Source organism: Kitasatospora sp. NPDC023120 (assembly GCF_055560835.1).
This window is the reverse complement of the sequence record NZ_JBVHHY010000038.1, coordinates 45501-56335: the sequence shown is the minus strand read 5'-3', so window position 1 is coordinate 56335 and position 10835 is coordinate 45501. Positions and strand designations below refer to the sequence as shown.

The window sequence follows — 10835 nt, the reverse complement described above, 5'->3', positions numbered from 1 at the left end:
ACCAGAGCTCATACGGCTCGGGCGATAGCAGTGCTCACCTGCTGGCGGCTACGGACCGTAGTCTCCCTCACGGCCCGACGAGTCCCATTAGGCGTCGTGCCCGAGACCGCGGTCGGGCTTGCTCATGTCGCCGGTCGCGGGGGTGCCGTCGGCGAGTGCGTAGCGCAGGTACACGGTGCCCTGCGGGCCGGCCGCCGGGGGTTCGAGGAGGGTGAGGTTGGTGGGCACGGCGCCGTCCTCGAAGACCTTCTTCCCGACGCCGAGGACGATCGGGTGCACCCAGAGGTCGAGGCGGTCGAAGAGCTTCTCGCGCAGCAGGGTCTGCACCAGGTCCAGGCTTCCGACGACCTTGACGTGCTGGTGCCGCTCGCGGATCTCGCGCACCGCGGCGGCCAGGTCGGGGCCGAGCCGGGTGGACCCGGCCCAGGGGAGGTCGGGCGTGTGGCGGGAGGCCACGTACTTCGGGACGCGGTTGAAGAGCTCGGCGATCTCGCCGTCCTTCTGGTGCGGCCAGTAGGCGGCGAAGATGTCGTAGGTGCGGCGGCCGAGCAGGAGGGCGTCCGTGCCCTCGTACGCGGCGAGGATCTGCTTTCCGGTGGCCTCGTCGATCAGGGGCGCCTGCCAGCCGCCGAAGGGGAACCCGGCGGGGTCCTCGTCGGGGCCGCCGGGCGCCTGCCCGACGAGGTCGAGGGTGGTGAACAGCTCGATGTGGATGAGGCCCATGTCTGTACTCCCGATGAGTCGGTTGTCTCCGTCATAGAGATAGACCGGCGGGGGCCCGCGAACTCATCGCCACGACGGAACCGGGTTTCACCCGGCCGGGTGGTCCTCGACGAACCGCTTGAAGCGGCGCAGGTCACCGCGTACCTGGACGCCGAGCACGCCCAGCTTGTCGGCGGCCTTCTCGGCCAGGCCGGTGGGCTGGAAGACCATGGTCATCGTCACCCGGGTCCGGTCGGCGCCGAGCGGTTCGAAGTCGACCGTGCCGGTGTGCTTCACGCTCTTGCCGGTGGTTCGCCAGGCGACCCGCTCGTCGGGCACCCGTTCGACGACCTCGGTCTCGAACTCCCGGGACAGCCCGGCGATCCTGGTCCGCCAGTGGGCGTGGCTGTCGTCCAGCTGCCGGACCTCCTGCACACCCTCCATGAACTTCGGGAAGTCCTCGAAGGTCGCCCACTGCTCGTAGACGACGCGGACGGGCACGTCCACGTCGATCGACTCCACCACCGTGCTCATCGCCGCACCTCTCCTCGCCGTCCCGTCGCCCGACCCGCCGAGCGGCTGCCGGCCGCGGGGAAGGGGCGGCGGCTGCGCGGGCGGGGTGTCCCTGCCAATCTGGGCCGTGCGCCGGGCGGCGGCAACCGGCGCGCCCCCGGCCGGGGGCTTCAGCACGCGGCCCCGACGGGCCGGCGGCGCCCTGCCGACGCTGCTGCGGGTGCACCCGCCCATCGCCCACCGCGTCCTCCGGGACGGCTGAACGCGCGCCCCGGGAGCCGGCGTCCCGGCAGGCCGGGGCGGGGCCCCTGCGCGGAGGCTCAGGCTTCGTCGTTCCGGTCGAGGTCGTGGAACTCGAGGTCCTGGAAGTCGAGGCCGTCGGGGCCGAGTTCGGTGTTCTCCGCGTGCTCCCGCATCCGGGGGCCGTACTCGGGGTGGTCCATCAGGCCCGTATAGGTGTCGAAGTCCAGGTCGATCACCTCGGCGAGGTCGGCGAGGTAGACGTCCAGGCCCGGGTACATCACGGCGACGTACGGCAGGTCGTCGATGTCGGTGACGAGCACCGGGTACTCGCCGGTGGAGTCCGGCCGGCCCAGGTAGAGCAGGCGGCGGGAGTCGCTGCCGCCGACGAGCGGAAGGCACGCGGACGGCAGCAGTTCCTCGAAGTCGGCGAACATGTCGACCATGACGCCGTCGGAGCCGTACATCCACTCGGCCGTCTCGCCGAGCGCGCGGCCCTCGAAGAGGGGCGCCCGCTCGTCGTCGTACCAGCCGACCGCGCTCAGCCAGGAGCTGTCGAAGGCGAGCCACCGGCGCAGGCTCGGAGGCAGCGGCCGGTCGCCGGCCAGCCGCAGGCGCTCGATCACCTCGGGCGCGAGCGGCACGGGCTCGGTGATGTCCGGCGCGTCCGCCGTGGGCCAGCCGTCCCGCTCGACCCGGGCGATCACCCGGTCCACCAGTGCTGCTCCGTGCATGCTCTCGTCCATGGGCGGCACTCTCCCACACCGCGCCGACAGCCAGCAGCGCGCCCGGATCAGCGGTCACGGCCGAGCTCCGCCACCGGGGCCACGCGCCGGGTCCGCAGCGGGTGGTAGAGCGTGTGCATGGGGTGCCGGACGCCCTTCAGCGCGTGCGCGACCGCTTCGGCGACGACGGGCGCCTGGGCGAACCCGCCGGTGTTGTGCCCGGCCGTGACGACGAACACCCCGTTCCGCGCGGCGCTCGCCTCGAAGATCCCGAGGTTCGAGGCGGTCCACGGCCGCGCGCAGTGCCGCTGCGTCCCGCGCAGCCCCTCGCGGCCGCCGACGCTCTCGTAGGCGTCGGGGAAGAGCATCCGCACCGTGTCGGCGACGGCGTCGTGGATCGACTCCAGGTGCCGCTCGTCGATGTTGTGCGGGTCGGCGCCCGTCCAGCCGTAGCCGGAGCCCACCATGAGGACGCGGGCGCCGGACTCGTCACGGCCGACGGTGACGTTCGCGTCCTCCGCGACGTGCCCGCGCCGCGCCACCTTCAGCGAGTGCTCGAGCAGGGGGCCCGGGTCGGGGACCGTGGCCCAGCAGCCGAGCACCCCGTGCACCTGCCGCAGGGAGGGGATCTGACGGCGCAACGAGTCGTCCCCGACACCGGGCGACACCACGTAGTGGTCGCAGAGCAGCGGGCCGTCGGTGGTCAGCACCCCGGTGACCGCGCCGTCCCCGTCCCGCATGACCTCCTCGACCCGCAGGCCGAAGTGCGTGCGCACCCCGCCGGCCTCCAGGTCCTCCAGCAGCCGGGCCATGACGTCGTGGACGTTGACGGTGAAGCCCTGCACGGCGATGCCGCCGGCGAAGGCCTGCGGGGCCGCGTGGGCCAGGGCCGGGAACCGCTCGCGGACCTCTCGGGCGCCGTAGGCGGCGACGGTGGCCCCGACCGCGTCCTGCCGCCGCCGGGCGGCCGCCAGGTGCGCGGGGTCCTGGTACAGACGCAGGATGCCGTGCCGCAGCTCCACGTCCTCGAACAGCCGGGGCCGGGTCCGCAGCCAGGCCTGCCACAGCTGCCCGCTGCGCCGGTTCAGCCCGAGGATGTCGCCGTCGTAGGCCCGAGCCAGCCAGGGCCGCACGCGCTGGAAGTCCTGCACCCACTGCCGGTCCTCCTCGGTGTCGTACCGGCGCACGTCCCAGCCGCACCGGGCCGGCGGACGGTCGAACACCGTCATGCAGGCGAGCTCCTCGGCGGACTTCGCGTGGTAGTCGTCCATCTCGGTGTACGTGAACATGCGGGCGTTGCCGCCGCCGCGCGACGTGCCGTACTCCCGCCAGGGCCGGCGGGCGCGCGGGTCCGGAGCCGCGTCGACGACCGTGACCTCGTAGCCGTCGGTGTGCAGCGCGTGCGCGGTCATCAGGTTCACGACGCCGGCACCGATCATCAGGACCGAGCCGCGCCGCCCGCGGGCGGGCACCGGGACCGGCGGCAGCTGCGCGGACGGCTCCCGCTCCTGCGCGAACCGCTCGGCGACGGCGAGCGCCTCGTACGCGGCCGCGTCCCCGTCGCCGCCGCTGCCCCCGGTACCCGCCCGGCGCGGGACCGTGAACACCGGTATGTCGAAGGGGAGCACCTCCGAGACCGGTCGCCGACGCATCGTCGGAAGGCGCCCGAGCGTACCCCGGGCCGCCGAGACCCGGACGACGGCGATCGGCTCCTCGGGCATCGCCTCGCGCCAGCAGCGCAGGACCTCCCGGCCGATCGGGCGCTCCACGACGAGCACGTTCGGGCGCAGCGCGCCGACGGCGGCCGCGAGCGTGCCGTCGTCCGCCGTGTGCAGGTCCGCGCGGCAGACGACGGTGCCGTCGACCAAGGACTCGGCTGTGGCGGGTGAAACCGGTACCGCGACGACGAAAAGCACTACTGCCCCCCATGCCGATCGGACGAGTCGCCCTCCGCGCCTGCGGCGCCTTCCGTGCCCGCGGTGCCTTCCGCGCCGCCCCGGATCTCCGTCAGGATCGTGTCCGCGAACCGTTCCCGGCGCACGACGAGCCTGGAGAGTCCGTCGCCGACGAAGACGACGGGCGGCTTGTCGAACCTGTTGTGCTGGTTGAACATCGAGTGCGTGTACGCCCCGGTGCACTGGACGGCCAGCACCTCGCCGGGCGCCAGTTCGGGCAGCAGCACGTCGTCGATCAGCTTGTCCGTCTCGCAGTGCCGCCCGAAGACCGTCGACCCGTGCAGCCGTACACCGCCCGCCAGTTCGGGATTCGAGGCGAGGACCACGTGGTGCACCGACTGGTACATGATCGGCCGCGGATTGTCCGACAGCCCGCCGTCGACGGCCACCAGCCGGCGCGCGCCGCTGCGCTTGGTCGGACCGACGGTGTACAGCGTCGTCCCGGCCTCGGCGATCACCGACCTGCCCGGCTCGACGCCGAACACCACCTCCGGGGCGCAGTGGGGCGCCACCTCCCGGGCGAACACGGGGACGAGGTCCCGGGCCCACTGCGCGGGCGTGGGCGGCGTCGAGACGCCGTCGTAGTTCACCCCCATCCCGCCCCCCACCGTGACGGCTTCCGGCTTCCAGGGCAGGCCGGCGGTGACCTTCCGGACGAAGGCGCCCAGGTCGTGCAGCGCCCGCTGGTGGTACTCGGTGTCCAGCACCTGCGCGCCGAGGTGGAAGTGCAGGCCGCGCAGCCGCAGGCCCCCGCACCGCAGGATCCGCGCCACCGCGGCGGCCGCGTCGCCCGTCCGCACCGGCAGCCCGAACTTCGACTCCGCGCTGCCGGTCGTGTACTTGGGATCGGTGTTGATGTCGATCCCCAGGTTGAGACGGATGTCCACGGCCTGGACGAGGCCGTCGTGCCGGGCCTGCCGGTCGATGGCGTCGATCTCGTCCAGGCAGTCGACCACCAGGGAGCGCACCCGGCTGCGCACCGCCAGCTCGATGTCCTCCCGCGTCTTGTAGTTGCCGTGGAAGGTGATCTGCGAAGCGTCCGCGCCGGCCCAGAGCGCGAGGCGCAGTTCGCCCGCCGACACGACGTCGAGGCTGAGGCCTTCCGCCACGGCGAGCCGGACCATCTCGCCCACCAGGAAGGCCTTCGACGCGTAGGCGACGTCGACGAACGGCCAGTGCGAGCGGAACGCTTCGAGATAGCCGCGGCACCGGTCGCGGACAGCCGGCTCGTCGATCACGTAGAGGGGAGTCCCGTACCGCTGCGCCAGGTCCAGCGCGTCGCATCCGCCGATTTCCAGGTGGCCGCTGTCGTTCACGCCCTGCGTGCCGTATCTGAGCATGTCTTCCCCACCTCGTCGTTTCGCGTGCTGAGTTCGCGTGCTGAGTTCGCGTGCTGTCTCTCGTGCTGTCTCTCGGGGTTCCTGTTCGTGGTCCTGCTCGTGTTCAGTGGTCCCGGCTCGCGGCGATCCGCTTGCGCACCGCGGCGTCGGCGACCGCCGAGACGGACAGGCCGATCGCCGCGACGAGGAGCAGTGCCGAGGTGATGTCGCTGATCAGGGCGAGTACGCCGGCGCTGATCGCCGATCCCAGCCCGAACAGCGCGAACTGCGCCGAGAACCCCTGGGTGCGCAGTGCGGGCGGGATGCTCGCCTCGAGGCTGATCGACCGCTGGGTGTTGAACGGCGTGATGAAGAACCCCGACACGCCGGTCCACACGGCCACCGCGGTCGTACTCCCGGACAGCGCCAGGCCGACGACGGACGCCATCACGGCCACCAGCGTGAGGAACGACTGGACGGTGATGTGCAGCGTGATCCCGCCCGCCGCCCTGCCGTAGCACAGCGTCCCGGCGATCCCGGTGGCGGCCAGCAGGCTGACCAGGATTCCGGACCACGAGGCCGACGCCCCGGCCCTCGCCAGCAGGACGGGCAGCGCCGACACGATCCCGGTCACCGCCATGCCGACCGCGACCGAGTCGGCCAGGCTGGGCCACGCCAGTCGGTGGGACCACAGGGACCCGGACCCGGATCCATCGCCGCCGGGCCGGGCGGTCGCCGGCCGCGCGCGGACCAGCGGGCCGAGGAACAGGTAGACGCCCAGGAAGGTGACGGCCATGGCGACGACCTCGACCCACGGGAGGTGAAAGGTGCTCAGGCCCGCGATAACCACCGGCCCGAGGATCCAGCCCACCTCCGTCATGATCGAGTCCCAGGAGAACGCCAGCGCCGTCAGGCGCACGTCGGCGTACTCGACGAGCACCGAACGCGACAGGCCGGGCAGACCGCCCGGCAGCGCGGCGCACAGCGCCGTGGTGACGGTCACCACGAGGGAGGAGAACCGGAACGTCCCGAGGAGCGCCAGGGCGACGTGCAGGAGGAACGACGACACCGTCATGATCATGACGACGCGCCGCGGGCGGCCGGCACGGTCGAGCACCCTCCCGGAGGCGGTGGCCGTCAGCGCCCCGGTCAAGGTGTACACGCTCACCAGGAACGCGCCGTAGGAGTACCCGCTGACAAACGTCCCCAGGCTGATCAGCGCCAGCGTCGCCATCGGCTCGGTGATCCGCGCGAAGCAGGTGCCGAGCGCCCACCGCCACCACCACGACGTGGTGAAGAGCCTCGGCCGCGCGTCCGGCCCGGCCACCGCCGGCAGGGCGCCCATCAGGAGTCGCCGGGGTCGCCGGGGTCGTTGTGTCGGAGTGGGTCGAGTGGGTCGAGTGGGTCGAGCGGGTGGAGCGGGTGGGCCGGGTGGTTCGGGCGGGGCATCGGGTGGTCCTCCAGGGGTGGGCGCGGTGGCCGGGCACTGGGGGCACCCCTTGCCGGCCGGCTGTGATCCACCGCACACGACGGATCCGGTGGAAAGCCGAGTCGCGGCGTCCACGAAGCGATTGGGTGTTGTCATGACCCGAACGAAAAAGGGGTGCGCCGCCCCATCGAATCCGGTCCGGAGCGAGCCGTCACCACCTGACGACCTGCTCGGACAAAAGCCGGACAAACACCGGACAAGTCCGGACGGGGCCCTGGGGCGTGCCTAGCGTTCGACCGACCGAGAGGATCAGCAGGTGGGACGGCAGGAACAGCCGCTCGATGCCGGCGAGGGCCCCCTGGCGCTCTTCGCCCTGGACCTGCGCGAGTTGCGACGCCAGGCCGGTAGCCCGCCCTACCGCCGACTCGCCACCCGCATCAACTACTCCGCCTCCACGCTCGCCGAAGCCGCCGCCGGCCGCCGGCTGCCCAGCGAGGGAGTGCTGGCCGCCTTCGTGACCGCGTGCGGAGGCGACCCGGTGGAATGGGAACGCCGCCGCGTGCACACGCACCGGCAGATCACCCGCCCCCAGGGCGCGGTCGCCGCCGTGGCGCCGAGCCCGCCGGCGCCCGACACATCGGCGGCTGACGCACCGGCACCCGACACGGTGGCGCCCGACACATCGGCGGCTGACGCACCGGCACCCGACACACCGGCACCCGAAACACCGCAGCCACGCCCCGCCCGCCGGTTGCGGCAGACCGCGCCGCGCCGCGCCCTCGCCGCCCTGATCGCGCTGGTGACCGCCCTCCTCCTCAGCACCTGCGTCCCCGCCGATTCCGCCGACCCCGCCGACCCCGCCGTCCGCGCTGACCCCGCCGTCCGTGCCCCGCGACCGGACGCCGCACGGTGGCTGCGCCCCGACGTCGGCATCCCCCCGCAGTACCGGGACCTGATCATCGAGGCCGGCACCACGTGCCCCGAGCCGGACGTCACCCCGGCCCTGGTCGCGGCGATGCTCGAGGCCGAGAGCGGCTTCGACCCCAACCTGAGCGACCCGGCCAACGACGAGTACGGAATCGCCCGCTGGACCCCCCGGGTGCTCCGCTACTACCTGCCGCCCGGACGCCAGGACGCCGTCCCCGTACCGCCGTTCACCCCCGAGGAGTCGATCCCCGCCGTGGGCCGCATGCTCTGCGCCATCACCCCCGACCTCCAGGGCGTCCCCGGCGACCCGGCACTCAACCTCGCCGCCGCCTACCGCACCGCCACCTGGGTGGTGCGGGAACGGGACCAGTCCAGGCTCGCAGCCGTCCAGCCCTACCTGGAACGGGTCCGCAGGAACCTCCAGCGCTACCACCCGGCATAGGGCCACTGACCGGGCGCCACCCCTGCCGCCCGGCCGCCACGGTCCCGCCGAGCCGGAACCGTCACGGCGCCCCGCCCGTATGGTGTTCCGGCACGGCGGCGTCGGACAGCGGGGTGGCGATGAGACCTGGTGACGTGATCGCGGGACGGTACGAGCTCGTCAACCGGCTCGGACGCGGTGGAATGGGCGAGGTGTGGGGCGCCCACGACCGGGACCTCCGCCGCACCGTCGCCCTCAAACTGCTGTTGACCGGCAGGACTTGGGAGCGGACCTGCCGGCCCGCTTCGCGCGTGAAGCGGTGGCCACGGCCCGGATCAACCACCCGAACGTCATCACGCTCTACGAGCGCGGCGTCCACGAGGACGTGCTCTTCCTCGCCATGGAGAAGGTCGACGGCCCCACCCTGACCGACGTCATCCGCCGGGAAGGCCCGATGGCTTTCCCCAGGCGCCTGGCCACACTCGAGGCCGAATGCGCACGGCTGATGGCGCTCGGCGCGAAACACGTGCTGACGCAGCGCGCCGATGGCGTCAACGAGTCGTGCATCACGATGCAGGACCCCAACACACGTGACTACCAGTTCTGTGCAGCATAGCCGCAGGTCAGCACCAACGACAGAGCCCCGCCCGGCGCTTGGCCGAACGGGGCGTCTTGCTGTCTGACCACCCGCCAGGGCGGTGCGTGATGTTGACCGCCAGGCCCACGTGCGTCAGATCGGCAGGTCCCACCCGGGGCCGTCCTCGGTGCCGAGCCACACCCGCTGACCGGCGGCCGAGACCGTGATCCCGAACTTCTCCTGGTGAGGTTCGTTGGCGGCCTGCCAGCGCTCCACGGCCCGTTCCACCCGGTCCCACAGGCGAACGGAACCGCGCTGGACAACGGTCCACCCGCCGTCAGGGTTGGGAGCGGTCCGGGCCTGCGAACCGGTGGACACGTCCCAGAGGATCTGATCCGCCCCCGCCCCCAGGCGTTCGGCCGAGGGGACCGCGAGTTGCGCCATCCAACCGCCGGTCCAGTCGTCGAGCTTCGCGGGGTCGATCTGGCTCGGACGCTCATCCCCGGGCAACAGGGCCAGCGTCGGGCGGGGCGGCCGGTCGTGCGGCCGGGCGATCATGAAACTGGTGTACCCGGGGAGGAACCGGCTCGTGGCCTCTCCAGGGCCGGTCACGTCGAGCAGCGCCAGAGCGTTGGCGTAGCTCCACCCGGAGAGGGTGGCCAGAACCTTCCCGCCGGGCTTCACCTGGTGCAGCCAGGGCAGCGGGATGTACCGGACCGAACAGGTGGCGATGAGCCGGTCGTACTGCCCGCCCTGCGGGTCGCCGCGCAGCCCGTCACCGATGATCAGCCGGGGAGCGAACCCGGCCGCCTTGAGTGCAGTAGCGGCAGCGCCGCCGACCACCGGGTCGTACTCGATGCTGGTCAGGTTGGCGTCCCCGAGGCGGTGCGCACCGAGGGCGGTCGAGTACCCGGTTCCGGTGCCGATCTCCAGCACCCGGTGACCTGGCTCCGCGCCGAGTTGCTGCCACATCCGCAGCACGAGGGACGGCAGGGTGGATGACGACGACGGGGAGCCGGTCACGGCGTCCTCGGTCACGTCGTCGGGCCTGGTCCGGCCGTCCAGTTGGGTGATCAGCGTCTCGTCGGAGTACACGCCCTCCAGCCACCCGGGATCGCCCTCGCGGACGGGCCGGTAGCTGGTGGGGATGCTGCCCGCCACCGGCAGGAAGTAGGACCCCGTGAACAGCTCGCGGGGAACCGAGGTGGTTCGGTGAGGGTGCCGTCCTCGGCGAGTCTGTCCGCCAGGGCGCTGCGAAGCTGAGCCGATGTGCTCACGTGTCGGGGCCTTTCTCCAGTTGGTCGGTTAGAGCTTGGGCGATGGCGGCGGTGGTCTGCGCCGGCTGCCACGCCCATTGGCCGTTTGGGTTGCACTCAAGGAAGTACCAGTCCCCTGCGGTGGTCACGGCGAAGTCGAACGCGCCGTAATCCAAACGGAGTTCGGCGAGATAGGCCGCGACCGCACATACGACCGACGCAGGTACCTCGATCGGTGTGCACGTCATCAGGTCTTGACGGTAACGCCAGTCGAGATCGGGGCTGTCGATCCGGACCCCGAACAGTCGGCCGCCCACGGCGGTCACCCGAACGTCGAACGCCTTGTCCACTTTGGCTTGGAACATGTGGGGGCAGACGGACACGGCATACCGTGATTCGCCTGTGCCCCGCCCCAGTCGTCCGCGTCCGTCCAAGTCGCGTCACCGGGGCGGGGGTTGTGCTTCCTCCGGCGGCAAGCAGGTACCCGCCGGGGGTCTAAGGGGTGGCCCTGGTTCGCGCCGGGGAGCTGAACCAGGACCACCGACGCGCGCTGTCCTGCGCATCCTTCCGCCGGGTGGGACCGGCGGGCGTCCCGAAGTGCCGGGGGAACACTCCGGCAGACTGCGGCGCCGGACGGACACGCGGGCGGGAACGCGCGCCGTACCAGGTCCGGAACTGGACCGTACGTCGGAACCGCTCCGAGTACCGGTCGTAGTGCTTCGGGCAAACGGTCAGGATCGACCGGAGCCCTACCGCCGGTACCGGTGCAAC

At 72.3% G+C, this 10835-nt stretch carries 9 protein-coding genes and 1 pseudogene; 2 read left to right on the top strand and 8 right to left on the bottom strand.

From position 1 onward, the window contains the following. Window positions 1-87: 87 nt before the first annotated feature. The 6 genes from ACZ3TI_RS36485 to ACZ3TI_RS36460 form a co-directional block, all read right to left on the bottom strand. On the bottom strand, window positions 88-723 hold the full coding sequence (locus tag ACZ3TI_RS36485) for a dihydrofolate reductase family protein (RefSeq protein WP_465734090.1): 636 nt from the start codon (window positions 721-723) through the stop codon (window positions 88-90). Window positions 724-810: 87 nt separating this feature from the next. Beyond that, window positions 811-1236: an SRPBCC family protein gene (locus tag ACZ3TI_RS36480; protein ID WP_465734088.1), complete on the bottom strand. Its 426-nt coding sequence runs from the start codon at window positions 1234-1236 to the stop codon at window positions 811-813. 299 nt (window positions 1237-1535) lie between these two features. Then, window positions 1536-2201, bottom strand: coding sequence for a hypothetical protein (locus ACZ3TI_RS36475; protein ID WP_465734087.1), 666 nt, complete (start codon window positions 2199-2201; stop codon window positions 1536-1538). Window positions 2202-2248: 47 nt separating this feature from the next. Then, window positions 2249-4048 (bottom strand): NAD(P)/FAD-dependent oxidoreductase, encoded by a 1800-nt coding sequence (locus ACZ3TI_RS36470; protein WP_465734085.1) that lies wholly within the window; start codon window positions 4046-4048, stop codon window positions 2249-2251. A 47-nt stretch (window positions 4049-4095) separates the two neighbouring features. Next, window positions 4096-5475 (bottom strand): diaminopimelate decarboxylase, encoded by a 1380-nt coding sequence (gene lysA / locus ACZ3TI_RS36465; protein WP_465734083.1) that lies wholly within the window; start codon window positions 5473-5475, stop codon window positions 4096-4098. Window positions 5476-5578: 103 nt separating this feature from the next. After that, on the bottom strand, window positions 5579-6799 hold the full coding sequence (locus ACZ3TI_RS36460) for an MFS transporter (protein WP_465734081.1): 1221 nt from the start codon (window positions 6797-6799) through the stop codon (window positions 5579-5581). Window positions 6800-7199: 400 nt separating this feature from the next. Between ACZ3TI_RS36460 and ACZ3TI_RS36455 the strand changes: the two genes are divergently transcribed. Then, window positions 7200-8252, top strand: a complete 1053-nt coding sequence (locus ACZ3TI_RS36455) for a helix-turn-helix domain-containing protein (protein ID WP_465734079.1) — start codon at window positions 7200-7202, stop codon at window positions 8250-8252. Between the two features lie 259 nt (window positions 8253-8511). After that, window positions 8512-8847, top strand: coding sequence for a hypothetical protein (locus ACZ3TI_RS36450; protein WP_465734077.1), 336 nt, complete (start codon window positions 8512-8514; stop codon window positions 8845-8847). Between the two features lie 114 nt (window positions 8848-8961). Here ACZ3TI_RS36450 and tgmC read toward each other — a convergent pair. Together tgmC and ACZ3TI_RS36440 are read right to left on the bottom strand one after the other, a co-directional pair. Beyond that, a pseudogene (gene tgmC / locus ACZ3TI_RS36445) lies at window positions 8962-10085 on the bottom strand (ATP-grasp peptide maturase system methyltransferase). After that, entirely contained in the window at window positions 10082-10414 is a 333-nt protein-coding gene (locus ACZ3TI_RS36440) for a hypothetical protein (RefSeq protein ID WP_465734075.1), read from the bottom strand. The pseudogene tgmC and the gene ACZ3TI_RS36440 overlap by 4 nt, the downstream one beginning before the upstream one ends. Window positions 10415-10835: the final 421 nt, after the last annotated feature.

What these genes read in the sequence shown, in the direction of transcription:
- ACZ3TI_RS36485 (WP_465734090.1), bottom strand. Translation starts at nt 723, where the DNA reads ATGGGCCTCATCCACATCGAGCTGTTCACCACCCTCGACCTCGTCGGG.
- ACZ3TI_RS36480 (WP_465734088.1), bottom strand. Translation starts at nt 1,236, where the DNA reads ATGAGCACGGTGGTGGAGTCGATCGACGTGGACGTGCCCGTCCGCGTC.
- ACZ3TI_RS36475 (WP_465734087.1), bottom strand. Translation starts at nt 2,201, where the DNA reads ATGGACGAGAGCATGCACGGAGCAGCACTGGTGGACCGGGTGATCGCC.
- lysA (WP_465734083.1), bottom strand. Translation starts at nt 5,475, where the DNA reads ATGCTCAGATACGGCACGCAGGGCGTGAACGACAGCGGCCACCTGGAA.
- ACZ3TI_RS36460 (WP_465734081.1), bottom strand. Translation starts at nt 6,799, where the DNA reads ATGGGCGCCCTGCCGGCGGTGGCCGGGCCGGACGCGCGGCCGAGGCTC.